The sequence below is a fragment of the Streptomyces cyaneus genome, from assembly GCF_004028635.1.
Lineage (GTDB): Bacteria > Actinomycetota > Actinomycetes > Streptomycetales > Streptomycetaceae > Streptomyces > Streptomyces cyaneus.
Window position 1 is genome coordinate 532859 of the sequence record NZ_RQJW01000004.1, and the last position, 23524, is coordinate 556382.

General features: G+C 71.1%; 21 protein-coding genes, 1 tRNA gene and 3 pseudogenes. 13 read left to right on the top strand and 12 right to left on the bottom strand.

Going from position 1 to position 23524, the window contains the following annotated elements; genetic code table 11:
- Nucleotides 1-70 precede the first annotated feature (70 nt).
- The 3 genes from EHO50_RS17655 to EHO50_RS17665 are packed head-to-tail and all read left to right on the top strand — an operon-like array spanning nt 71 to nt 3317.
- Nucleotides 71-958 (top strand): ABC transporter permease, encoded by an 888-nt coding sequence (locus tag EHO50_RS17655; RefSeq protein ID WP_425472203.1) that lies wholly within the window; start codon nt 71-73, stop codon nt 956-958.
- A complete protein-coding gene (locus tag EHO50_RS17660; RefSeq protein WP_128431094.1) occupies nt 955-1746 on the top strand; it encodes an ABC transporter permease in 792 nt (263 codons plus the stop codon). Before EHO50_RS17655 ends, EHO50_RS17660 begins: the two co-directional genes overlap by 4 nt.
- Entirely contained in the window at nt 1743-3317 is a 1575-nt protein-coding gene (locus tag EHO50_RS17665; protein WP_128431095.1) for an ABC transporter ATP-binding protein, read from the top strand. The genes EHO50_RS17660 and EHO50_RS17665 overlap by 4 nt, the downstream gene beginning before the upstream one ends.
- A gap of 89 nt (nt 3318-3406) precedes the next feature.
- Here the strand turns inward: EHO50_RS17665 and EHO50_RS17670 are convergent, their stop codons facing one another.
- Nucleotides 3407-4114, bottom strand: coding sequence for a DUF2470 domain-containing protein (locus EHO50_RS17670; protein ID WP_128431096.1), 708 nt, complete (start codon nt 4112-4114; stop codon nt 3407-3409).
- 96 nt (nt 4115-4210) lie between these two features.
- On the opposite strand from EHO50_RS17670, the gene EHO50_RS44665 reads away from it, so the two are divergent.
- The gene (locus EHO50_RS44665) at nt 4211-4387 is read left to right on the top strand and encodes an ATP-binding protein (RefSeq protein ID WP_220096454.1); all 177 of its coding nucleotides are present in this window, start codon (nt 4211-4213) and stop codon (nt 4385-4387) included.
- A 119-nt stretch (nt 4388-4506) separates the two neighbouring features.
- Here the strand turns inward: EHO50_RS44665 and EHO50_RS17680 are convergent, their stop codons facing one another.
- Together EHO50_RS17680 and EHO50_RS17685 are read right to left on the bottom strand one after the other, a co-directional pair.
- A complete protein-coding gene (locus tag EHO50_RS17680; RefSeq protein ID WP_128431097.1) occupies nt 4507-5973 on the bottom strand; it encodes a sensor histidine kinase in 1467 nt (488 codons plus the stop codon).
- Nucleotides 5970-6659 (bottom strand): response regulator transcription factor, encoded by a 690-nt coding sequence (locus EHO50_RS17685; RefSeq protein ID WP_128431098.1) that lies wholly within the window; start codon nt 6657-6659, stop codon nt 5970-5972. Before EHO50_RS17685 ends, EHO50_RS17680 begins: the two co-directional genes overlap by 4 nt.
- 152 nt (nt 6660-6811) lie before the next feature.
- On the opposite strand from EHO50_RS17685, the gene EHO50_RS17690 reads away from it, so the two are divergent.
- Genes EHO50_RS17690 through EHO50_RS17700 form a run of 3 tightly spaced genes read left to right on the top strand, consistent with a single transcriptional unit; the run spans nt 6812 to nt 9619 of the window.
- Entirely contained in the window at nt 6812-8149 is a 1338-nt protein-coding gene (locus EHO50_RS17690; protein WP_246101211.1) for a ferredoxin reductase family protein, read from the top strand.
- 19 nt (nt 8150-8168) lie between these two features.
- The gene (locus tag EHO50_RS17695) at nt 8169-8867 is read left to right on the top strand and encodes an FMN-binding protein (RefSeq protein ID WP_128431099.1); all 699 of its coding nucleotides are present in this window, start codon (nt 8169-8171) and stop codon (nt 8865-8867) included.
- Nucleotides 8868-8869: 2 nt separating this feature from the next.
- Nucleotides 8870-9619, top strand: a complete 750-nt coding sequence (locus tag EHO50_RS17700) for an FAD:protein FMN transferase (protein ID WP_128431100.1) — start codon at nt 8870-8872, stop codon at nt 9617-9619.
- 67 nt (nt 9620-9686) lie between these two features.
- On the opposite strand, the gene EHO50_RS17705 is transcribed toward EHO50_RS17700, so the two are convergent.
- Nucleotides 9687-11699: an ArnT family glycosyltransferase gene (locus EHO50_RS17705; RefSeq protein WP_128431285.1), complete on the bottom strand. Its 2013-nt coding sequence runs from the start codon at nt 11697-11699 to the stop codon at nt 9687-9689.
- Nucleotides 11700-11937: 238 nt separating this feature from the next.
- Between EHO50_RS17705 and EHO50_RS17710 the strand changes: the two genes are divergently transcribed.
- From EHO50_RS17710 to EHO50_RS17720, 3 genes are read left to right on the top strand one after another with little or no spacing between them, the layout of a single operon-like run.
- Nucleotides 11938-13077, top strand: coding sequence for an ABC transporter ATP-binding protein (locus tag EHO50_RS17710; protein ID WP_164904873.1), 1140 nt, complete (start codon nt 11938-11940; stop codon nt 13075-13077).
- Entirely contained in the window at nt 13074-13760 is a 687-nt protein-coding gene (locus EHO50_RS17715) for an ABC transporter permease (protein WP_128431101.1), read from the top strand. Before EHO50_RS17710 ends, EHO50_RS17715 begins: the two co-directional genes overlap by 4 nt.
- A complete protein-coding gene (locus tag EHO50_RS17720; protein WP_128431102.1) occupies nt 13757-14425 on the top strand; it encodes an ABC transporter permease in 669 nt (222 codons plus the stop codon). The genes EHO50_RS17715 and EHO50_RS17720 overlap by 4 nt, the downstream gene beginning before the upstream one ends.
- Nucleotides 14426-14438: 13 nt before the next feature.
- Here EHO50_RS17720 and EHO50_RS17725 read toward each other — a convergent pair whose 3' ends face one another.
- From EHO50_RS17725 to EHO50_RS17745, 5 genes and pseudogenes are all read right to left on the bottom strand, one after another.
- Nucleotides 14439-14855 (bottom strand): RidA family protein, encoded by a 417-nt coding sequence (locus tag EHO50_RS17725; protein ID WP_128431103.1) that lies wholly within the window; start codon nt 14853-14855, stop codon nt 14439-14441.
- Between the two features lie 47 nt (nt 14856-14902).
- Complete coding sequence (locus EHO50_RS17730) at nt 14903-15532, bottom strand: GTP-binding protein (RefSeq protein WP_425472204.1); 630 nt, start codon at nt 15530-15532, stop codon at nt 14903-14905.
- A pseudogene (locus EHO50_RS17735) lies at nt 15519-15990 on the bottom strand (DUF742 domain-containing protein). Before EHO50_RS17735 ends, EHO50_RS17730 begins: the two are co-directional and overlap by 14 nt.
- A 60-nt stretch (nt 15991-16050) precedes the next feature.
- Nucleotides 16051-16527, bottom strand: a complete 477-nt coding sequence (locus EHO50_RS17740; RefSeq protein ID WP_128431105.1) for a roadblock/LC7 domain-containing protein — start codon at nt 16525-16527, stop codon at nt 16051-16053.
- Nucleotides 16524-19154 (bottom strand): ATP-binding protein, encoded by a 2631-nt coding sequence (locus EHO50_RS17745; protein WP_246101212.1) that lies wholly within the window; start codon nt 19152-19154, stop codon nt 16524-16526. Before EHO50_RS17745 ends, EHO50_RS17740 begins: the two co-directional genes overlap by 4 nt.
- Nucleotides 19155-19462: 308 nt before the next feature.
- Here EHO50_RS17745 and EHO50_RS17750 point away from each other — a divergent pair, with 308 nt between their 5' ends.
- Nucleotides 19463-20419 (top strand): ABC transporter substrate-binding protein, encoded by a 957-nt coding sequence (locus tag EHO50_RS17750; protein ID WP_128431107.1) that lies wholly within the window; start codon nt 19463-19465, stop codon nt 20417-20419.
- 85 nt (nt 20420-20504) lie between these two features.
- Here the strand turns inward: EHO50_RS17750 and EHO50_RS17755 are convergent, their stop codons facing one another.
- Complete coding sequence (locus EHO50_RS17755) at nt 20505-21884, bottom strand: glycoside hydrolase family 43 protein (protein WP_128431108.1); 1380 nt, start codon at nt 21882-21884, stop codon at nt 20505-20507.
- Between the two features lie 536 nt (nt 21885-22420).
- On the opposite strand from EHO50_RS17755, the pseudogene EHO50_RS45100 reads away from it, so the two are divergent.
- Nucleotides 22421-22645 (top strand): annotated as a pseudogene (locus tag EHO50_RS45100) (NAD(P)-dependent oxidoreductase); the annotation flags it as partial.
- A 106-nt stretch (nt 22646-22751) separates the two neighbouring features.
- Here the strand turns inward: EHO50_RS45100 and EHO50_RS17765 are convergent.
- Both EHO50_RS17765 and EHO50_RS17770 read right to left on the bottom strand, forming a co-directional pair.
- Nucleotides 22752-23045, bottom strand: a complete 294-nt coding sequence (locus EHO50_RS17765; protein WP_246101232.1) for a hypothetical protein — start codon at nt 23043-23045, stop codon at nt 22752-22754.
- A 196-nt stretch (nt 23046-23241) separates the two neighbouring features.
- Nucleotides 23242-23318, bottom strand: a tRNA-Trp gene (locus tag EHO50_RS17770).
- Between the two features lie 3 nt (nt 23319-23321).
- On the opposite strand from EHO50_RS17770, the pseudogene EHO50_RS17775 reads away from it, so the two are divergent.
- Nucleotides 23322-23489, top strand: a pseudogene (locus EHO50_RS17775) (M81 family metallopeptidase); the annotation flags it as partial.
- Nucleotides 23490-23524 lie beyond the last annotated feature (35 nt).

Here is a 23524-nt window from a genome sequence, read left to right on the forward strand (position 1 = left end):
ACCGGCATTCCGCGGCACATCCTTCGTCGCCAGGCGCCTGCTACTCGGCGCAGCCCAAACCGTGGCCGTCGTGCTGCTGGTCTTCGCGCTCACCGAGGCGCTGCCGGGCGACGCGGCGGTGGCCCTCGCGGGCGACCAGCCGGACCCGGCGCGCATCGCCGCGATCCGCGAGGCGATGCACCTGGACCGCCCGGCGTACGAGCGGCTGGCCGACTGGGCGACCGGCCTGCTGCACGGCGACTTCGGCACCTCCCTGACCTCCGGCCGCCCGGTCACCCAGTACATCGCCGACGGCTTCGGCCCGACCCTGCTGCTCGCCTCACTCACCCTCGCCCTTCTGATCCCGATCGGCTTCGGCCTCGGCGTGCTCGCCGCCCGCCACGAGGGGCGGCTCGTCGACCGGCTGGTCAGCTCGGTGACGCTGGCCGTGTACGCGGTCCCCGAGTTCGCCCTCGGGGTGCTGCTGGTGACGGTCCTCGCCATCAAGCTGGCGTGGCTGCCGCCGACCGCCCTCGGCTACGGCACCGACCTGCTCGCCCATCCGGCGGCACTGGTCCTGCCGGTGCTGGTCCTGCTGTCCCGCCCGGTGTGCTCCCTGTCCCGCCTGGTGCGGGCCGGCATGGTCGACGCCCTCGCCTCTCCCTACGCGGCCCACGCCCGCCGCTACGGCGTCCCCGGCGCCCGGGTCCGCTACGCCCACGCCCTGCCGAACGCCCTCGCCCCGGCCGTGCAGCAACTCGCCCGCACTGTCGACTGGTTGCTGTGCGGTGTGATCGTCGTGGAGGCCCTCTTCGTGATCCCGGGCCTCGGCACGGTCCTCCTCAACGCCGTGGCCGAACGTGACGTACCGGTGGTGCAGGGGCTGGCCGTGGTGTTCGGGGTGCTGACGGTCGTACTCAACCTCGGTGCCGACCTGGTGGCCCACAGGCTCACTCCCCGCGCGGAGGTGGCCGCATGACCACGCATCGCCGTTTCGCGCTCGGCCTCGGCGTCATCGCCGTCCCCCTCTTCCTCGCCCTCCTCGGACCGCTGTTCACCGGAGAACCCGGCCCCCGCGCCACCTCCTTCACCCTCGGCGGCGACCACTGGCTCGGCACCGACTTCGTGGGCCGCGACGTCTGGCAACAGGTCCTGCTGGGCGGCCGTACGGTCGTCGTCACCGCCCTGGCCGCCACCGCGCTCGCCTATCTCGTCGCCGTCCCGGTCGCGCTCGTCAGCGCGCTCACCCGCCTGCGGTGGCTGGAAGAGCTGCTGATGCGACCGCTGGACGTGCTGCTCGCCGTGCCGTCGCTGCTGCTGATCCTGCTGGTGGCCTCCGTGCTCTCGCCGGGCGCCGCCGGGCTGGCGCTGCTCGTGGCGCTGGTGAACGTGCCCGACGCGGCCCGTATCGTGCGGGCGGCCGCGGGTGAGGCCGCCGCACGCCCTGCCGTCGAGGCACTGCGCATGCAGGGGGAGAGCTGGTGGCGAATCGCCGTCGGCTATGTCGGCCGGTCAACGATGCGCACCCTCGCCGCCGACGCCGGCATCCGGCTGACCGGCGTGCTGTACCTGGTGTCGACGGCCGCGTTCCTCGGGGTCGGCGTCGCGCCGGACGCCGCCGACTGGGCGGTCATGGTCGACCGCAACCGCACCGGCCTGTTCGTGCAGCCGTGGGCCGTGGTGGTGCCCGCGCTGCTGATCGTGGCGCTGACGATGGGCACCAACCTGCTCTTCGACGCCGCGCTGGAGAAGAAGGGACGCCGGTGAGCCGAACAACGGATGCTGCCGTCGCCGAGATCCGCGACCTGCGCGTCGAGATCGACGGACGGGCGATCGTCGACGGAGTCGACGTCAGGGTGCTCCCCGGGAAGGTGACCGCCCTGGTCGGCGCCTCCGGCAGCGGGAAGACCACCACCGGTCTCGCCCTGCTGGGCGAGTACCCGCCCGGCGCCCGCGTCACCGGCGAGATACGGCGGACCGGCGACGGCCCGGTGGGTTACGACGGCCCGGTCGGCTACGTCCCCCAGCACCCCGCCGCCGTCCTCAACCCGGCCCGCCGCGTCAGCGCCCTCCTCGACGACATCGCCCGCCCCCACGTCCGCCACCTGCCCCGCGCCGAACGCCGAACGGCGGCCCGCGCACTGGTCCTGCGGGCCCTGTCCGACGCCCAACTCCCCGATGCGGAAGCCCTGTTGCGCCGCTATCCGCACCAGCTCTCCGGCGGCCAGCAGCAACGCGTCGTCCTCGCCCAGGCCCTGTTGCTCGGCGCCCGCGTCATCGTCGCCGACGAACCCACCACCGGCCAGGACGCGTTGACCAAGAGCCGGGTCGTCGAGCAGCTCGCGGCGGTGGCGGCACGCGGCATTGCGATCGTGCTGCTCAGCCACGACCTGGACGTCGTACGCGCCCTCGCGGACGAGGTCCTCGTCATGCGCGCGGGCCGGGTCGTCGAGTCGGGCCCGGTGGAGCGGCTGTGGTCGGCGCCGCGGCACGAGTGGACGCGCCGACTGCTCGACGAGCAGCGCGCAGTCCAGCGGGGCGGTGTGGAGGCGGAAGCGCAGTCGGGTCAACCCGTCCTGGAAGTACGGGACTTGATCGCAGTGCACAACCGCCGCACCACCGTCCTGCGCGCCCCGCACCTCGCACTCCACCCCGGCGAATGCCTGGCGGTGGTCGGCCGCTCGGGCAGTGGCAAGACCACGCTCGCCCGCTGCCTCGCGGGCCTGCACCGCGACCACGAGGGCGAGATCCTGCTCGACGGTGCCCCGCTCCCGCGCAGCCTGCGCCACCGCAGCCGCGCCCAACTCGCCGCCGTGCAGTACGTGTTCCAGGACGCCCGCGCCGCCTTCGACGAGCACCGACCCGTCCTGCACCAGGTGGCCCGTACCGCGATGCGGCTGCGCGGTGCCGATGAACGGGCGGCGACGGACGAGGCGTCGGCCACCCTGAACCGCCTCGGCCTGCCGGCGGATCTGGCCCACCGCCGCCCCGGCGAGCTCTCCGGCGGCGAACTCCAGCGCGCCGCCCTCGCCCGTGCCCTGCTGGCCCGCCCCAGGGTGCTGATCTGCGACGAGGTCACGTCAGGCCTGGACACGGTCACCCGGCGGGGCATCCTCGACGTCCTCGCGGGTCTGGTCGGGGACGGCGAGGACCTGTCCCTGGTCCTCATCACCCACGACCTCGACACCGCACGCCTGGCGCACCGCATCGCCGTACTGGACGCGGGCGAGCTGGTCGAACAGGGCCCGGCGCAGCGGATCCTGACGGCGCCCAGGCATCCGTTCACGATCTCCCTGATGGAGACGACGGAGCGCCTGGAGGCGGGGGCCCGGACATGAGCCGACCTCCGGGCACATTCGCCGAGGAGACGGGAAAGCCTCGGCGCGTGCCCGGAGGTCGGCGGCACTGGGGCACGGCGCGCTCTCTGCTACGACCTGGTAGGCAGGCGTCGGCGGCGCGGGCGGGCGGTGGCCTGGGCGAGCAGAAGGTGGAACTGGCGCACCGCCTCTCCCGGGTGTGTGGCCGGGGTGGCGAAGGGCAGGCGGGCGTCGTGGTGCGTGTCCGGTGTCTCGATGCGCAGCACCAGGCCGTGCCGGTCGAGCCGCAGCGGCCGTACCTCGGTCGCGCCGAGCTGGAGCCGGGGCGGGAGCAGCCGGGCGAGCGGGGCCACCGTGTCGGTGTGGGTGGCGTCCAGCCGGGCCAGCATCTCCGCCTCGTGGGTGGCCAGCGGGTCGGGGGAGGCCAGGGTCAGTTCGTCGAGGCCGATGACGGTCGCCCCGTCGTCCTCGGTGAGCACGGCCCGGGCCGTGTTGAACACCAGGGTCTTGGGGCCGAGCGCGGTGAGCCAGCCGCCCAGCGTCAGCCGGGCGCGCACCCGCTCGCGTACGGCGACGGGGGCGATGTCGGTGAACTCCACGAGGGCGGCCAGATCGCCGTGCGGTGCCACCGCCAACTCGGCGGCCAGATGGCCGTCCGGCGGGTTGTGCAGAAGCAGTCGCGCGGCGGCGTCGACGGTGTGCAGGCCGATCAGTTCGATGCGCCGGCCGTGCGTGGTGACGGTCAGCGAGCCGGCCGCCGCCAGCACCGAGCGGGCACGCTCGGCGGGCGTCGGCTCAGGGCAGGTGGCAGCAGACATGAGGGCCTTTCGAACCTGTGGGAGGAACCGGGGGCTTCTAGTTAGGTAAGCCTAACCTACCTTCCCGTTCTGTGGTCACCAACCCGTCAGCAGCCGGTGATTGACGAGCAACGCGAGCACCGCCTGCACCGCGACCCGGCCACGGCCATTCCCGAGGAGGCCTGCCCCGCCATCGTGCGGGGCATCGTGGAGGCGCACGACGGGCGGGCCACGGTACGCAACGTCCCCGGCGGCTGCCGCTTCGAGGTGGTGCTGCCCGCTGCCGCTTCCTGATGCGGGCAGCACCACCGGTCCGAGGCAGACTACGCCTCCCGCATCCCGGCCTCCGCGAACTCGCGCATTCCCTCCGCGAATCCGACCTCCGCCTTCCGGCGCCAGTGGGGCGGCGTGTGTCAGCCGGTGGCGCGAGTCTCCCTTGCCCGGTCCAGGGCCAACGGGATCGTGACCGTGAACACCGTCGCCCCCGGCTCGCTGGTCAGGTCTATGCGGCCGCAGTGCGCGTGGATGAGGGACTGGGCCACCGCCAGGCCCAGGCCGCTGCCGCCCCGGTCGCGGCTGCGGGCCTTGTCGACGCGGTAGAAGCGGTCGAAGACGCGTTCCCGGTCGGCGGGCGGGATGCCGGGGCCGGCGTCGGCGATCCGGACCTGGGCCGCGCCGTTCGCGACCGAGACCGCCACGGAGACCGGGGTGCCGGACGGGGTGTGCATCGCCGCGTTGGTGAGGAGGTTGTCCAGGACCTGGCGGACCCGCTGGGGGTCCAGGCGGAGCTTGAGGGAACCCGGGCCGGGGGCCACCGTCAGCGGATGGTCGGCGTGGGTGACCCGGAACGCATCCGCCGCCTGCGCGACCAGCTCCACCAGATCCGCCTCCTGCGGGCGCAGCGGTGTCTCGACCTCCGCGGCGTCCAGGCGGGCGAGCAGCAGCAGGTCGTCGAGGAGGAAGCCCATGCGGGCGGCCTCGGCGCGCAGGCGGGCCAGGTGCTTGTCCCGCTCCTCGGGGGCGTTGGCGGCCGCGTACTGGAAGAGGTCGGCGTAGCCCCGCACCGACATCAGCGGGGTGCGCAGCTCGTGCGAGGCGTCCGCCACGAAGCGGCGCAGGCGCTGTTCCGCCTCCGCCCGTACCGCGAGGGAGTCGTCGATGTGCTCCAGCATCGTGTTGAACGCGGTGCGCAGCTCCTCCACCTCGGGGCCGCCGCTGCGCCCGTCGTGCCGCACCGTCAGCCGCGCCGAGTCCGTCAGGTCGTGCGAGGTGATGCCGCGGGCGGTGTGCGCCATGTCGCTCAGCGGCTTCAGGCCGCGCCGCAGCATCCCCCGCCCGACCACCACGAGGGCCAGCAGCGCCAGTCCGAAGGTGACCACCTGGATGGTGATCAGCTGACCGACGGTGTCCTCGATGTCGTCCATGGGCGCCGCGCTGACCAGCACCACACCGGGCTCGACCTCGCAGGCGCGCAACCGGTACTCGCCCTTGCCCCGCAGGTGCTCGGTGCGCAGGACCTCCGTGTCCGCGGCGGCCTGCGCCCGCGCCACGGCCGTGAAGTCGTCGACGTCCTTCGGCAGGTCGGCGGGGTCCTCGGGCTTGCGCAGCTCGGGCGTGCCGTCCGCCACGTCGTACACGGCGTAGAACCAGCTGTAGTACTTCTTGCCCGAGAGCGTGCCGTAGTCCGCGATGCTCTTGGACTGGGCGATCTGGCCCTGCGCGAGCTGGGTGTCCAGCTGGGCCGACAGATAGTCCCGCATGTACGTCGTCAGAGCCGTGCCGACGACGCCGAACACGACCAGGGACAGCGCCCCGAGCCCCAGCGCCAGCCGAGTGCCGAGCCGCATCCCGCGGTACGCCCGCAGCAGCCGCCCGATCACTCGGCCGCCTGCCGGATCACGTACCCGAAGCCCCGCACGGTGTGGATCAGCGGCGCGCCGGCGTCGTCGAGCTTGCGGCGCAGTCGACTGACGACCAGCTCGACGACGTTCGAGCGGCCGCCGAAGCCGTACTCCCACACATGGTCGAGGATCTGCGCCTTGGTCAGCACGGTCGGTGACTTGCGCATCAGATAGCGCAGCACCTCGTACTCGGTCGGCGTGAGCGTGAGCAGCTTGTCGCCGCGGCGCACCTCGCGGGTGTCCTCGTCCATCATCAGGTCGGCCACCCGAAGGACGGAACGCTGGAAGCCGGGCCCGGCGCTGCGCCGCAGCACGGTCCGCAGCCGGGCCATCAGCTCCTCCACCGCGAACGGTTTGACCAGGTAGTCGTCACCGCCCCGGGTCAGCCCGGCCACCCGGTCGGCGACCCCGTCGCGGGCGGTCAGGAACACCACGGGCACCATCGTCCCGGCGCTGCGCAGCCGGTCCAGGACGCCGAAGCCGTCCAGGTCGGGCAGCATCAGATCCAGCACCACGATGTCCGGATGGAACTCGGCGGCCCGCCGCAGCGCCTCCTCACCGGAGTTCGCGGTCATCGCCTCCCAGCCCTCGTACCGGGCGACCGTCGCCACGAGGTCGGCGATGGGCGGGTCGTCGTCCACGACGAGAAGGCGTACTTTCTCCACCCGTTCATAGTGCGGCACCGAGCACCGGTCCTCGGGGGCGGGTGCGGCGCCGCGACCACATCGATAACCAGTTGAAAGAAGTACGACAGCTTTTCGACAGCTGCGGCCGGACAAGCTCGGTATCCACAGACGAGATCAAGGAGCTGTCGCCCGTGACGACCGTCCAATCGCCCCCTGCGCCCCCCACGGCGATACGCCCCAGGGTGGTCGCCCGCACGGGCCTGTACGCCCTGCTGGCCGCGAACGTGGCCGTGGTGCTCTACTTCTTCTTCGCCGCCGGCTTCGCCTCGAACACGCTCATCGTGCTCGGCCGCCTCGCCGGCCTGGTCGGCGCCCTGCTCATGGCCTTCCAGCTGCTGCTGGTGGCCCGACTGCCCTGGCTGGACCGCCGGATCGGCATGGACCGGCTGACCTCCTGGCATCGCTGGACCGGCTTCAGCGTCCTGTGGGCCCTCCTCGCGCACGCCGTTTTCATCACCTTCGGCTACGCCGAGTCGTCCTCCCTGGACCCGGTGAACCAGCTGATCGACCTCGCCGAAACGGTCGAGGGCGTGCTGCGCGCCGTCGTCGCGCTGGGGATCATCATCGTGATCGGCGTCGTCTCGGCCCGGTTCGCGCGACGCAGGCTGGCGTACGAGACGTGGCACTTCATCCACCTGTACACCTACGTCGCGGTGGTCCTGGCCTTCACGCACCAGGTCGCGGTCGGTACGTCCTTCACCTCCTCCTCCGCCGCCACGGCGTACTGGTACGCGGTGTGGGGCGTCGCCCTCGCCTCGGTGTTCGTGGGCCGGCTGGTCCTGCCGCTGTGGCGGAACTGGCGCCACCAGCTGCGTGTCTCCGCGGTCGTCGCCGAGTCCGACAACGTCGTCTCGGTCTACGTCACCGGCCGCGACCTGGACAAGCTGCCCGCGCGGGCCGGCCAGTTCTTCCTGTGGCGGTTCCTGACGAAGGACCGCTGGTGGCAGGCCAACCCGTTCTCCCTGTCGGCCGCGCCCGACGGCAACCAGCTGCGGCTCACCGCCAAGGCGGCCGGTGCCGGCTCGGCGGGCCTGAGGCACATCAAGGTCGGCACGCGCGTCTTCGCCGAGGGCCCCTACGGCGCCTTCACCACGATGCACCGCACCCGGCCGGAGGCCGTGCTCATCGCCGGCGGCGTCGGCGTCACCCCCATCCGGGCGCTGCTGGAGGAGCTGCACGGCCACGCAGTCGTGCTCTACCGGGTCGCCACGGACCGGGACGCGGTCCTGTACGGCGAGCTGGTGGAGCTCGCCCACGCCAAGGGCGCCGAGCTGCACCTGCTGACCGGCCCGGTCGTCCCCGACAAGCTGGCCCCCGCCGAGCTGGCGCGCCTCGTTCCGGACATCACCGACCGCGACGTCTTCCTCTGCGGCCCGCCGCCCATGATGAACGCGGTGATCGGCAGCCTGCGCGAGCTGGGCGTGCCCAAGCAGCAGGTCCACTTCGAGCGTTTCAGCCTGGCCGGCTGAGAAGGACGGGAAAGACATCGTGAAGCGAGCAATACCTGTCCTGGTCCTGAGCGTCGCGGGCCTGGTCCCGGTCTGGCTCTACGAGCCGTCCCTCGGCACCGCCTCCACGGAAGCCGCCACACCGGCCTCGACGCCCTCGGCGTCGTCCTCCGCCGCGTCGGGTTCGGGTTCCGGCAGCACGGTCGTCAAGGGCTCGACCGTGCAGACCGACAAGGGCCCCGTGCAGGTCCAGGTGACCTTCCAGGGCTCCAAGATCACGGCTGTGAAGATGCTCCAGCAGCCGAACCATCCGCAGACGACGGCGGCGGTGCCGAAGCTGATCGCGGAGACGCTTCAGGCGCAGAGCTCGGACATCGACACGGTGTCGGGCGCCACGATCACCAGCGACGGCTACAAGGAGTCGCTGCAGGCCGCCATCGACGCGAACGCGGAGTCGGCGTCGTCCTCCGCAGCCGCGCAGTCGCAGACGGTCGACGGCTCGACGGTGAACACCGACAAGGGCCCGGTGCAGGTCCAGGTGACCTTCGAGGGCGACAAGATCGCGTCGGTGAAGATGCTCCAGCAGCCGAACCACCCGCAGACGACGGCGGCGGTGCCGAAGCTGATCGCGGAGACGCTTCAGGCACAGAGCGCGGACATCGACACGGTTTCCGGTGCCACGATCACCAGTGACGGCTACAAGGAGTCGTTGCAGGCCGCGATCGACGCGAAGGGCTGATCATGCACCGAGTCGAACACGTCATGGGGTTCCCGGTCTCGCTGCGGATCGACGACGAGCGCTTCGATGAACGAGGTGCGGAGACCGCCGACGCCGTGTTCGCCTGGCTGCGCGAGGTCGACGCCCGGTTCAGCCCCTTCAAGGCCGACAGCGAGGTGTCCCGGCTGGACCGGGACGAGATCGCACGAAGTGACGTCAGCGCGGACCTCGACGAGGTGCTGGGCCTGTGCGAGGAGTACCGACTCGCCACCGGCGGCGCCTTCGACGTACGGCTGCCGGGGCGCGGGCTGGATCCGTGCGCGGTGGTGAAGGGCTGGTCCGTGCAGCGGGCCGCCGAGCTGCTGAAGGCGGCGGGAGCGCAGCGCTTCGTCCTCAACGCCGGTGGTGACGTGGTCGCCTCCGGCGGGCCCTGGCGGGTGGGGGTACGCCACCCCGAGCACGCCGACAAGGTGTGCACGGTGGCCGAGCTCACCGACGGGGCGATCGCCACGTCCGCCCGCTACGAGCGCGGCGACCACATCATCGACGGCCGCACCGGGCGTCCGGCGACCGGGCTGCTCTCCCTCAGCGTCGTGGCGTCCTCCCTGACCGTGGCGGACACGGTGGCCACGGCGGCCTTCGCCATGGGCGCGGACGGCGTCGAGTGGGCCGCCTCGCGGGAGGGCTGCGAGGTGTTCGCGGTGGACGCCGAGCGGCGGGTCTTGCGCACGCAAGGGTTCCCCGTGGCCGGGGTGGAGACGCGGGCGGCGTAAAGCGGAGTGCACGAATGACGCCCCCGGCATCGAGCATGCCGGGGGCGTCGCACGTAAGGCCGGTGGTTCAGCCGACGTCGGAGGCGTCCAGGCGGTACAGCCCGCTGTAGTCGCTCACCGCAGTGCCGTTCTTCTTGACCCAGGTCGAGATCTCGGAGTTCGTGCTGCCCTGACCGCTGTCGCTGATCACGATGTAGTGCAACTTGCCCGCCTTCACCAGGCTCTTGAGCTTGGCCAGGGTCATCGCCTCGTCGCTGCCGGACCAGCCGCCCATGGAGATCACCGGCTCACCGGACTCCAGGATGATCGAGGAGGCCGTCTGGTCGGTGGCCACCGCGACCAGCCAGGTGGCGCCGTCCTGGTTCTTCTTCAGGTACGTGATCATCTCGGAGGTGACCTGAGTGCCGCCGCCCATGCCGCCACCCTTGCCGGAGGAGTTGGTGCTGGAGGAGCTGCTGCCGGACGGGGCGTTGCCCGACGGAGGCTGACCCGTGGACTGCCCGGTGGAACCGGAGCCACCGGTGCCGCTCGGCCGCTGGCCGCCTCCCATGCCGCCGCCACCGTCCATGCCGCCGCCGGTGTTCGGCCCGGCCGTCGGGTTGGTGCCGTTGGTGTTCGCGGTCGTCGCCGCCGACACCGAGTACGCGGCGGGACCGGCCAGCAGTGCCACGAGCGCCGCCAGCGACGCGAGCCCGATCAGTCGCCGCCGCTTGGCGAACCGCCCGATCAGCAGCCCGAGTACGGCCACCGCGCCCGCCACGCCGACCACGACCTCGGCGACGGTGTACAGCGTCCCGGAGCCGGAGACCCGCTGGAGCAGCACGACCGCCCACACCGCGCTCGCCGCCACCGCACCCGGCAGCACCCAACCCCACTTCGCCGCCGAACCCTCCACGAACGCCCGGTACAGCAGCACGGCACCGATGCCGGCCAGAGCCGCGATGCCCGGCGCCATGGCGGTGACGTAGTACGGGTGGAAGGTGCCCTCGGCCAGGGCGAACGTCAGGTAGTGCAGCACGAACCAGCCGCCCCACAGCATCAGCGCCGCACGCTTGGCGTCGGTCCGGGGCGCCCGGCCACGCAGCACCAGGCCGCCGATGAGAGCGATCAGCGCGAACGGGATCAGCCAGGAGATCTGGCCGCCCATGATCTCGTTGAACATCCGGTACAGCCCGGCGTCGCCGCCGAAGCTCGCGCCGTTGCCCTGCGAGCCCACCGACGAACTCGCCCCGAAGATACGGCCGAAGCCGTTGTAGCCGATGACGAGGTCCCAGACGGTGTTGTCGGTGGAGCCGCCGATGTACGGACGCGACGAGGCGGGGATCAGATCGACGACCACCATCCACCAGGCGCTGCTCACCACCAGCGCGACCGTGCCGACGGCGAGATTGCGGATCCGCCGGCCCAGGGAGGCGTTCGCGGCCCACAGGTACACCAGGAAGAACACGGGCAGGACGACGTACGCCTGCATCATCTTCGTGTTGAACGCGAAGCCGATCGCGACGCCCGACCACACCAGCGGCATCAGCCGCCCGGTACGCACGGCCTTCAGCAGCGCGGCGGCGCCGAGCAGCATCAGGAAGACCAGGATCGGGTCGGGGTTGGTGTCCCGGGTGATGGCGACGGTGATCGGGGTGAGGGTCAGGGCCAGCGCGGCGATCGTCGCCGCGACGACCCCGAAGTCCCGCTTGACCAGCCGGTACAGCAGTGCCACCGAACCGACGCCCACCGCGACCATCGGCAGCGTCAACTGCCAGGTGCCGTAGCCGAAGACGCGGGCGGACAGGCCCATCACCCACAGCGCGAACGGCGGCTTGTCGACGGTGATGAAGCTACCGGCGTCCAGTGCGCCGAAGAAGAACGCCTTCCAGCTCTTGGTGCCGCTGTAGACGGCCGCGTTGTAGAAAGTGTTGCCGGTGACGGAGGAGAGGTTCCAGGCGTACAGGGCGGTGGCCAGCAGCAGGATCGCCCACAGGGCGGGGCGGGCCCAGCGCGGGTCCTCGGGGGCGCCGGCCGGGGGTTCGGCCCGGTGCCGGGGCCCGTCGTCCTGGACGGGCGCCTCGTTGTGGACCGGCACCATGGTCTCGACCGACCGCCGCCGGACGCCTCCCGCGTTCGTTTCGTTCATGCCGCTGACGATCGAGGCCGCTTCTGGGGGATCGCTGAGGCCGTTCTGAGGGAAGGGTGAGAATCAGCGAACTCACAGGGTGCGCACAGCACAGTGCTGACCGGCGCCGAGGAAACGGCCCCCGAAGGCCCGAAACACAAGAGGTCTAGACTCTGCCGGACGACCCCACACCCGAAGGGTATTCGGCGTTTTGATACGGATAGATTCAGTCACCAAGCGATATCCGGACGGCACGGTGGCGGTCGACCGCCTCTCGCTGGACATCCCCGACCGCGCGATCACCGTCCTCGTCGGACCGTCGGGCTGTGGGAAGACCACCACCCTGCGCATGATCAACCGGATGGTCGAGCCCAGTGAGGGCACCATCCTCCTCGACGGCAAGGACATCCAGCAGCAGCCGGTCAACACGCTGCGCAGGTCCATGGGTTACGTCATCCAGAACGCCGGTCTCTTCCAGCACCGCACGATCCTCGACAACATCGCCACCGTGCCCCGCATGCTCGGCTGGGGCAAGGAGAAGTCCCGGGCCCGGGCGCGGGAGCTGATGGAGCGGGTGGGGCTCGACGGGGCGCTCGCCAAGCGGTACCCGTACCAGCTGTCCGGGGGGCAGCAGCAGCGCGTCGGTGTGGCGCGGGCGCTCGCGGCGGATCCGCCGGTGCTGCTGATGGACGAGCCGTTCTCGGCCGTCGACCCCGTGGTGCGCAAGGGGCTGCAGGACGAACTGCTCCGTATTCAGGGCGAGTTGGGCAAGACCATCGTCTTCGTCACCCACGACATCGACGAGGCCGTCAAGCTCGGCACGATGGTCGCCGTGATGCGTACCGGCGGCCATCTCGCCCAGTTCGCCCCGCCCGCCGAGCTGCTGTCCCACCCCGCCGACGCCTTCGTGGAGGACTTCCTCGGCGCCGACCGCGGCATCCGGCGGCTGTCCTTCTTCCCGTCGGCGGGACTGGAGTTGCTGACCGCCCCGATCGTCGCCGTCGACGCGACCGCCGAGCAGATCACCGCAGCCGGCGCGGGCGACGCCCCTTACCTCCTCGTCACCGACCCGGACGGCAAGCCCCTCGGCTGGAGCGAGCCGCAGGAGCTCACCGCCGGGGAGATCAAGGCCGACCGACTGCTGTCGTACGGGCGCCCGTTCGTGGCCGGCAGCGACTCGCTGCGGGCCGCGCTCGACTGCGCCGTGCTCTCGCCGACCGGATGGGCCGTCGCCGTGGACGCCGAGGGCCGGGCTGCCGGGGTCGTCTCGCAGCAGGTCATCGGCGAGGCCATCCGTGGGGCGCACGCGGAGCGGCGTGCGGACGACACGGCCCAGAAGGTCGCGCCGTGAACGAACTCTTCGACATGCCCAGTTACCTGGAGCACAGCTATCTCGGCCTGGTCGGCCTGCACGTGCGCGAGGCACTGCTCCCGGTGCTGGTCGGGCTGATCGTTGCACTGCCCCTGGCCCAGCTGTGCGTCCGCTTCCGCTGGCTGTACCCGCCGGTGCTGTGGGTGACGACCGTGCTGTACGCCATCCCGTCGCTCGCCTTCTTCGTCATCCTCATCGACTACACCGGCCTGAGCGAGCTCACGGTGATGATCCCGTTGGCCGTATACAGCCTGGTGGTGCTGGTCCCGGCCATCGTGGACGGCGTGCGGTCGGTGCCGCAGGAGACGCTGGCCGCCGCCACCGCCATGGGCTTCGGGCCGGTACGACGCTATGTCCAGGTGCAGTTGCCGATCGCGGCGCCCGCGATCCTCGCCGGGCTGCGGGTGGCGTGCGTGTCGAGCATCTCCCTCGTCAGCGTCGGCATGCTGATCGGCAACGAGGGAGCACTGGGCAACCTGCTCGACAGCGGTATGAGGTTCAACCAGCCACGCCTGGTGTGGCTCTCCGTGGTGAGCACGGCCGTCCTCGCCATCCTCGTGGACGCCCTGCTGATCGTCCTGCGAGTGCTGGTGACGCCCTGGATGCCGCGCGGCACCCGTACGGCCTCGCGCACGGCGGCCGCGAAGGAGGGCGCCCTGTGAACGTACTGAACTTCATCAGCTCCTTCTTCAGCGACAACGCCCACTGGCAGGGCTACGACGGCATCCCGACACGGGTCGGTGAGCACATCGAGTACACGCTGATGGCCCTCGGCATCGCCGCCGCGGTCGGACTGCCGATCGGCCTGCTCACGGGCCACACCGGGCGCGGCGGCAACGCGCTCGGCCTCATCGCCACCTCCGCCCGCGCGCTGCCCAGCTTCGGCCTGATGGTGCTGATGTTCATCCTGCTGGGCCTGGGCATGGCACCCGTCATGATCCCGCTGGTCGTGCTGGCCATCCCGCCCATCCTCGTCACCACCAACGAGGCGATGCGCTCCGTCGACCCCGCGCCGGTGGACGCTGCTCGCGGCATGGGCATGGCCGAGACCGCGGTCCTGTTCCGGGTCGAACTGCCCGTCGCCCTCCCGCTGATCCTCAGCGGCCTGCGCTCGGCGGCCATCCAGATCGTCTCGACGGCCACCATCGCCGCGTACGTCAGCTTTGGCGGTCTCGGCCGCTACATCATCGACGGCCTCTACCAGAGGAACTACGAGAAGGTGGTGGGCGGCGCCACGCTCGTCGCCGCCATGGCGCTGACGACGCTCGCGGTGTTCTGGGCGCTGGGCCGGCTCGCGGTGTCGCCGGGGGTACGCAGGCCGCACTGACGCGCAGGCACCGCTAACGCCCCCGAGCCGGCCGTACGGCGACCGCGTCGACCTCGAACAGCATCCCCGGCAGCGCGAGCGAGGCGACCCCGCTCAGGGTCTGGGCGGGGAGCCGGTCGCCGAAGCGGGCGTGCAGCGCCTTGCCGAGGGCCTCCAGCTTGCCGGGATCGTGGTCGACGATGAACGTGCCGAGGCGGACCACGTGCTCATAGCCGAGGCCGACGCCCTCCAGCGCCGAGCGCAGCCGGTCGAAGGCCAGCTCCACCTGGGCGGCGAAGTCGCCGGGTACGGGCGCGCCGGTGGCGTCGGAGGCGTACTGGCCGCCGATGAAGACGAGTTCGCCGGGCGCCGAGACGGCGTGGCTGTAGCCGAACGGGGTCGGGTCGTGCAGGGCGGGCGGGTTGGTGATGGTGCGCTCGTCGAGGCTCATGGCAGATGCCAACGCCCTTGCGGGGCACGGGCATTCCGCGTCCGCCGTCATCCCTGCGTGCGCGCCAGCGCCAGTTCCAGTACGACGAGCAGGGCGTCCCTGACCGAGCCGCGCTCGCGGGCGTCGAAGACGACGACCGGGACGCCGTCGGTGACGTCGAGCGCCCAGCGGACCTCCTCCAGGGTGTGCTCGACCTTGCCGTCGAAGGCGTTGACGGCGACCGCGAAGGGGATGGCCTTGTGCTCGAAGTAGTCGACGGCGGCGTAGCAGTCGTCGAGGCGGCGGGTGTCGACGATGACCAGCCCGCCGACCGCGCCCTCGACGATGTCGTCCCACATGAACCCGAACCGCTCCTGGCCCGGTGTGCCGAACAGATACAGCTTCAGGGTCGGGTCGATGGTGATGCAGCCGAAGTCCATGGCCACGGTGGTCGTGGTCTTGCGCGGGGTGTGGCTGAGGTCGTCCACGCCCGCCGCGACCTCGGTGATGGCGGCCTCGGTGGTCAGCGGCTCGATCTCCGATATGGAGCCCACGGTGGTGGTCTTGCCCACGCCGAAGCCGCCCGCGATCACCATCTTGACCGGCAGCGGCGGTCGTACGGTGGCCGCCTGCGCGGCTGGCGCGCCTGGGGGTCCCCCCGGCCGGAGGCTGGGGGAGGCCGGTTCAGTCGTCGTCACGGAGTGACCCCTCGTGAGTCGGGGATGGCGCGCAGGCCGTCGATGACCCTGCGCAATACGGATGCGTCGTGGACGATGCCGGAGTCGGGCACGTGCACCGTCAACTGCCCCGCGGTGCGCAGGTCCTCGGCGAGGACCCGCACCACGTTGAGGTGCAGCCGCAGCCGGGCCGCGATCTCCGCGATGGACTGCGGCAGCCGGCATACGGCGACGATGTCGTGCTGCTCGAAGGCGAGCCGGTCGAGCGCGTCGAGCCCCTCGGTGGTGGCCACCACCTGGGTCTCGACGGGCATCGACCGGCCGTCGGCGTGGGCCGCCACCCGGCCGGCGGTGACCAGGAAGGGCCGTACGGCGGGGGCGGGTCCGACCGGGGCCGATCCGCCGGGCTCCGGTCCGCCAGGCTCCGGTCCGTCAGGCTCCGGTCCTTCAAGGTCCGGCGGTGGGATGCCGTCCGCCATGGGCTAGTCCGTCCTCCTCGACCGGGTGCCTCGTGACTCCCGGCTCTCCTCCCGGCCCGGTCAGCGGGTCGACGCGGCGCCGACGCTGTTCTTCAGCTCCAGCACGAGCTGCGGGCTGAGGGCGGACCCGGCGCGGTTGGCGAACACGGTCATCTCGTAGGCGATGTTGCCCAGCTTGGCCTCCTTGTCGGTGACCACGCCGAGCACGGCGCCGCTGCCGATCGCGGAGACCAGGACGTGGCCGCCCTCCAGGTCGATGATGACCTTGTTGAGGCCGCCGAGGCCGTAGTTGCCGGAGGCACCGGCGGCCAGGCTGGTGATGCCGGAGACGATCGCGGCGAGCCGCTCGGAGTCGGCGTGCTCACGCAGTTCGGAGACGGCGATGAGCAGCCCGTCGGACGAGACGGCGATGGCGTCCACGACGCCGGCCGTCTCCTTGGCGAAGCGATTAAGCAGCCAGGTGAAGTCGGCTGCGGCGGCCTGCAGTTCGGCCGGTGTGGTGCCTCCCGCCGGGGTGCCACCTGTCGACGTGCTCACTGCTCCGCTCCTTCCGGGGGGTCGTTCTGGTCTTGCGTATGGGGGGTTGGGGGTGGGGCTGGGACGGAGTGTTCTCCGGTGTCGCGGTGCGCGCGTTCCACAGCGGCCTCGAACTCGTCGAGCTCGGCCCGCACAGCCTCGGCGTCCACGGTACGCATGCCCTGCCGCGGCACCGCCTGCGGGGCGGCGGCAGCGGTCGTACGCAGGGTCGCACCGCGGACACGGCGACGGAGGGGTCGGGTGGCCGCGGAGGACGGCTCCTCGTCGGTACGACCCGCGAGAGCCGAGGCCGACTGCTCGACCCGGGCGCGCGCCGACGGGTCGGGCTGGTCGGCCCGGGCGTGGTCGGCGGGGGCAGTGTCGCCGTCGTCGCCCGGGGCGGCACCCCGCTGGGAGACCCGGCGGGGGAGGGGCCGCAGCCCATCGCCGTCCGCGCCGTCGTCCGGCCGCACGGCATCTGCCTGCGCGACGGCCGAGGGTCGGGGCCCGGAGGCGGGGGCCGACGGCGTCGTGCCGCCGGACGCCTGGCCGTCGACCGAAGCCGTACGGTCGGTGGTGGCGTCGTCGTGGTCCGTCCTTGTCCCGTCGGATGCCACCGCGTCCGGGGTCGCGGTCGCCCCCGCCCCCGTTCCCCCGGAAACCGCCGCGAGGGCCCGCACGGCCGTCGTCCCCGTCGTGCTCCCGGTCACCAGTAGCGACGACGGCACCGTCACCTCGGCCGTCACGCCGCCACCCGGTGTGCGCGACAGGGTGACCGCGATCTCCCAGCGGCGGGCCAGCGTGCCGACCACGAACAGGCCGAGGACCTTGGTCGGTACGAGGTCCAGTCGCTCGCGGCGGATGAGGCGGGCGTTCTCCTCGTCGAGGCGTTCGGGGCTCATGCCCAGGCCGTGGTCGGCGACGACGATCACCGCGCTGCCGTCCTCGCCGTCCGCCACCGTCATCTCGACCGGGCGGCCCTCCGGCGAGAACGACACCGCGTTCTCCAGGAGTTCGGCCACCATCAGCGTCAGGTCGCCGATGACCTCCGGCTCCACCACGACCTCGGTCCGCGCGCGCAGCTCCACCCGCTGGTAGCCCTCGATCTGGCCGAGCGAGGCGCGTACGACGGTGGTGAGCGCGAGGGGCCCGGTGTCGAGGACCGCCTCGTGGATGCCGGCGAGCAGCATCAGACTGTCGGCGTTGCGGCGCAGCCGGACCGCGATGTGGTCGATGGAGTAGAGGCGCTCCAGGAGCGCGGGGTCGGTCTCGCCCCGCTCCACCGCGTCGATCAGCGACAGCTGACGTGACGTCAGGTTGCTGACCCTGCGGCCCACGTTGCCGAACATCTCCGCCGTGTTGCGCCGGCTGAGCACCTGCCGCTCCAGCAGCGCGACCGCCGTGGTCTGCACCTGGTTGAAGGCCTCGGCGAGTTCGCCGATCTCGTCGCGGGCCACGACCGGCAACTCGTGCAGCCGCGGCGGACCGTCGTCCTCGGCGTCGTCGTCGGCCACCCGGGCCAGCTCGCGCTCGGCGACGCCGGCGACCTGCCGCGCCGCACCCGTGAGGGCCTGCACCGGGCGGACCACCGAGCGGCGCACCAGCATCACGAGGACCAGCCAGCCGGCGAAGCCGAACAGGGCGAACCCCAGCAGCACGAGCGCGCGCCACGCCGCTTCTTCGGAGGCGCTGTCCGCCCGGTCGGCGATCTGGCCGATGAGGGAAGTGGTGATCGCCAGCCGGGTCTTGGCCTGGTCACGATAGGCCGGGTAGGAGTCGAGCGCCTCCGCGAGCGACTTGCGGATCTCGGCGGGCGAGCCGGCCTGCACGGCACCGGGGGCGATCTGCAGCTCGGCGAACTGCCGGCTGATGACGCTCTGTGCGGCGGTGTACTTGATCCCGGCGAGCTGGGCGGTCTGTGTCTCGGTGGCGAACCGGGCGAAGCGGTCGGCCTGGTGGGTGTACTCGTCGTAGGAGCCGATCGCGCCGATGAACTCGATGAGCGCGTTGGAGTCACCGGTCGACGCGGAGAAGACGCCCGTCTCGAAGGCGCTGTGCGCGGCGCCCGCACGCAGCAGCGAGTCGAGCAGGTTGCCCGTGAAAGTGGTCGCGAGATCGGGGTTGCGGTCCAGCGCCAGGCCGTCGATCAGCCCCTGCGCGGCGTGGGTGTAGGCGGGGTCGATGTTCTCGGCGGGCAGATACCCCTGCTCGACGGTGCCACGCAGGCTGCTCAGGCCCTCGACCCCGCGCAGTGCCTGCGCCTCGGTCTCCGGCAGCCGGTCCCCGAAGGCATCGCGCACCCGCTCCACCTGGGCGTTCGTCAGGGACTGCGCGGTGCGGTAGGCGGCGGGGGAAGGCGCGCTGCCCTCGGCGGCCTCGTGCCGTACGGAGAGCAGGACGGCCTGCTGGTGCTCGGCCGCGAGTCGGTCGACGAGTGTCGCGACCTCGGCGCTCTCCCGGACCAGCCAGGCGGCGTCCGCGGCGTTGCGCGACTGCGCGCTCTGGTCGGCGATGAGGTAGGCGAGAAGAGCCGCGACCACGGTCAGCGGCACACCCACCAGCAGATTGAGCTTCCGCCTGAAGGGCCAGCGGACGGCGAAACCGCGTATACGACGCGGGCGGGGCGCGCCCACCTCGTTCGTGGACACCGACTTGCCTCCTTCGCGGGCGCCACACGGCGCGCGAGGTCTCACGTGACCGTTGTTGTTCGAGTGGGATCGGCTTTGTTTGGGGGACAGTACCGCCCTCTGATCGCCGTGACCGGAACTGTACGTCACGAATCCGTAAACGACCCCTTTTACCCCTGCCGTCCCGCCTTCACCTCGGGGTGCAACTGTCCGTTACTTTCCGACTTTTGAGGCCAATCGGTGACCTGGTCGCCCTTGACTGACCGAGAACCGGCTGGATTGGATCAGTGGAAGAGCTCTCCCAACCCCCTGAAACCGGAACGGGAATCGTGACTTCCACCGCCTCACGCAGCAGGTCCTTCAGGAACCATCCCGGCGCGGCCGCCGTCGCGCTCGCCGCCACGGCGGCGCTGCTGGCGGGATGTTCCTCCTCCGACGACAAGTCCGACCCGCTCGCCGAGGGCGGAGCGAGCGGCGACACCGTGGTCGTCGGCTCGAACAACTTCGCCGAGAGCATCCTGCTCGCCGACATCTACGGCGAGGCCCTGAAGGCGAAGGGCATCAAGGTCACCTACAAGCCCAACATCGGCAGCCGTGAGACGACCTACGGCCTGCTGAAGAACGGCTCCGTCACGGTCCTGCCGGAGTACAACGGCTCGCTGCTCGCCTACCTCGACCCGAAGGCGGAGCAGACGTCGGCCGACGCCGTGAACGCCGCGGTGAAGACCAAGCTGGACTCGAAGCTGACGCTGCTGGAGTCCTCGCCGGCCGAGGACAAGGACTCCGTCAGCGTCAACGCCGAGACGGCGAAGAAGTACAAGCTGACCGGCGAGTCCAGCCTCGAGGACCTCAAGGACATCGCCCCGGACCTGGTGATCGGCGGTTCGCCCGAGTTCCAGACCCGGCAGCAGGGCCTGAAGGGCCTGGAGTCCGAGTACGGCCTGAACTTCAAGTCCTTCAAGGCGCTGGACGCGGGCGGCCCGCTGACCCAGGCGGCGCTGACGAAGAACACCGTCCAGGCCGCGGACATCTTCACCACGGACCCGACCATCACCAAGGAGGGCTTCGTCGTCCTGAAGGACCCGAAGAACCTCTTCGGCTTCGCCAACGTGACCCCGCTCGTCTACAAGAGCGGTGTCTCCCAGGAGGGCATCGACGCGCTCAACGCGGTCTCGGCCAAGCTGGACACCAAGACGCTCCTGGACCTGGACTCCCAGGTCCAGCTGGAGAACAAGGACCCGCTGGACGTGGCCAAGGCCTGGCTGAAGTCGGCCGGTCTGGCCTAGCAGGTCCGGACTGGACGTCACCCGGGTGGGGTGGTGGTCGGACGGTACCGCCCGGCCACCACCCCACCTGCCGTCGCAGCCCTGCTCAGTAGCCGACGTAGAAGGTGGCGTCCTGCCGCTCCGTGGCCGTGGAGATCGGGTCGATGCGCAGGGCGTAGTTGGAGTGCCTGATGTACCGCGTCGGGTTGTTGTACGAGCGGAACGACGCCCAGGAGGAGTCGGCGAGCCCGGCCGTCCGGTAGAAGGTCGCGTCGCCGGCGAACGTCGACGTGCCGTCGTTCTCGTCCAGGCGCAGGGCGTAGTTGTAGTGCCGTAGGTACCGGGTCGGGTAGTTGACCGACTGGAAGGACACCCCGGACGAGTCGGCGAGGCCCGGCACCAGCTTCCACTGGGAGTCCGGGTACGGGTCGAAGGGGTACTCGTCGATCCGTCCGGCGAAGCCGCTGTGCCGGACGTAACGCGCCGGGAAGTTGTACGACTTGAGCCGGTTCCAGGCCGGCGCGCCCCACCTGGCGACCAGGTTGTCGTACACGGTCGAGGTGATCGGCTGTATGCCGCAGTGCTTGGAGTTGAGCGGCTGGGTGTACAGACGCTGGTCGAGCGCCGTCCAGGTGCCGGCCGCGAGGTCGGTCGACTGCCAGGCGTAGAAGACGCCGTTGGGCGTATACGTGTCGCCCCACAGGTACCAGGTGTTGGACGTCAGGGACTTCACCACCGTCGGCGCCTCGGTGCCGCCGTGGGAGGCGGGCGTGCTGAAGACGGTGAAGCTGCCGGGGTTCAGGGAGGTGGACCGAGCGCCCACCAACGTCTGGTCGCGCTTGAAGTAGAGGTAGTTGACGCCGTTCACGCCCACGGTGAGGTTGCCGTCGATGACGTCGTAACCCGGGTCGAAGAACACCTGCGGATTCGTGGTCGTCCGGAAGTCGGTCGTGTAGCTGACCATGATCACGTTGTGGCCGCTGCTGTTCACCGACGAGTAGAGGATGCCGTACTGCCCGCGCCCGGCGTCCCAGAAGGCCTCCGGCGCCCAGCTGTGCGTGTTGGTCATGTCGTGCAGCTTCAGCAGCCGGTACCCGGTGAAGGACCGCAGATCCGCCGAGTCCCAGACGTGGATGTAGACGCTGTTGCGGCTCCAGTCGGTGCCGCTGAGGTCGGTCGCCAGCACGACGAAGGTGCCGTCCTGCTTGCGCAGGATGAACGGGTCGCGCAGGCCTCCCGCACCGCCGGTCGGGGTGACCACCGGGTTGTTCTGGTTCAGCGGCATCCAGCGCAGACCGTCGGTGCTGACGGCCAGGTGCAGACCGTAGTTGGCCTCCAGCATGGTCGTGGACTCGGTGAAGTACGCCATGACGTACGCCGAGTCGGCGGCGTGGGCGGTTCCCGCGCCGAGGGCCAGGGCGCCGGTCGCGGCGAGCGGGACGGTCGCCGCCATGCCGAGGAAGTGTCTGCGGGAGGGGTGGGCCATGTGCTCTCCAGGGGGGTGCGGGCCTTCTGGCCGAGATACCGAACGGCCGTAACTGTCGAAATATCGAACGCAGTTCGGTTAATCGACCAGAAGGTAAGAGAGTGTCGGGCCCGCGTCAATCACACGGTCGTCCTTGGCGGATTCCCGCCACCCGGCCGGGCAGGAGCCCGAGTTCCGCACGCGCGCATGCCGCCGCCCCGACCGCCACCGCGTCGGCGCCGAGACCGGAGGGCCGAACGAGGACGGGATGGCCGCTGACGGGTGGTTCACCGGTCAGGGGGGCGCGGATCGGATGCTCCAGCAGCGCCCAGGAGCGGCTCGGGTCACCACCGATGACCACGGTGGTGACGGCCGGCAGGCCCGCCGTGACGAGCCTTGTCGGCGGACGCCCACCATGGCGTGAACGCGTACCACGGGCCGAGGCCGCCACCCTAGGCGGTGCCCGGGCCGGTTCGTGAGAGGCGGACCATGGCGCGGTAGAGGGCAGTGGGCCTGGCACCCAGGTGACCGACGGCACCCGCACCATCGTGCAGGCCATGCAGGCACAGAAGGTGGACCGGTTCATCGGCCTGGCCACGCCCTCACTGGCCGATCCGCGCGACAGGCCCCACTGGAAGCACAAGGTGCTGCCCGTCATGGCCGGGCTGATGTTCCCCAACGCGCTGACCGAGCTGAAGGGCATGACCGAGGCCGTCACCGGCTCGGGTCTCGACTACACCATCGCCCGCATCACCAACCCGACGAACAAGCCCGCCACCGGCCGCATCCGCTCCGGATTCCTCGGCCACGACAAGGTCACCTCCGCCATGACCCGCGCCGACAGCACTGGCGGGGACTTGCAAGCCGGACGGACAAGCTTGCTGTCGCTTACCAAGGCCGCACTGCCCCTGGCCGCCATCCTAGGAACTCGCTCGCCTGCAGGATCTCGTGGTGGTTGGTGTCGACAAGACCGTCCACGCCAGGCAGGACGTCGCGGAGGAAGGCCCGGGCCGCGTCCATGGACTGGCACGACACATAGACCGCGTACGGTTCGCCGATCCGGGCCCTCACCTGCTCGAGCTCCTCCGGCTCGTAGTCCGCCAGGATCCCGCCGGAGAGGTCGATGTAATACGAGTACCCGTGCTGGTGCAGCCTTTCGTCGCCCGTCACGGGATCCGGCACGAGCTCAAGGGAACGGATTCGCCCTTCAAGCGACGGGCGTCGCTCCGCGGGGACAAGAACGATCACAGATGGCCAGGACACGCGTCTACCTCCCCCGCGACCGTAGTAGAGCGGTCTCCTCGGGTCGCCGGATTTTCCGCTCGGCGGGGAGGGTTCGTAGTTGAGGCCCGCAGCAGATCTCTGAAGACGTGATCAGTGGCAGGGGCGGCAGGAATCGAACCTGCGGCATCCGGTTTTGGAGACCGGCGCTCTGGCCATCTGAGCTACGCCCCTTACTGGAAGATGGCCCTCACCCCGGGCGGCGTCGACCAGGACCTGCCCCGGCTCGGCCACCACCGCATTCGCCGGCCGATGTTCCCCTTCGACCCCGGCATGCCCGATCCGGACCTCACGGCCCGGCTCGTCGCGCCGGCGAACCGGCCGCTGACCGGCCCCGAGGAGTAGGACCCCGCAGCTCAGTTCAGCTGGGTTGAGTTCAG

Coding starts and splice junctions, on each gene's coding strand:
- EHO50_RS17670 (WP_128431096.1), bottom strand. CDS start 4,114: ATGTCTGCTGCCACCTGCCCTGAGCCGACGCCCGCCGAGCGTGCCCGC.
- EHO50_RS17700 (WP_128431100.1), top strand. CDS start 8,870: ATGCACCGAGTCGAACACGTCATGGGGTTCCCGGTCTCGCTGCGGATC.
- EHO50_RS17755 (WP_128431108.1), bottom strand. CDS start 21,884: ATGGCCCACCCCTCCCGCAGACACTTCCTCGGCATGGCGGCGACCGTC.
- EHO50_RS17725 (WP_128431103.1), bottom strand. CDS start 14,855: ATGAGCCTCGACGAGCGCACCATCACCAACCCGCCCGCCCTGCACGAC.
- EHO50_RS17705 (WP_128431285.1), bottom strand. CDS start 11,699: ATGGTGCCGGTCCACAACGAGGCGCCCGTCCAGGACGACGGGCCCCGG.
- EHO50_RS17660 (WP_128431094.1), top strand. CDS start 955: ATGACCACGCATCGCCGTTTCGCGCTCGGCCTCGGCGTCATCGCCGTC.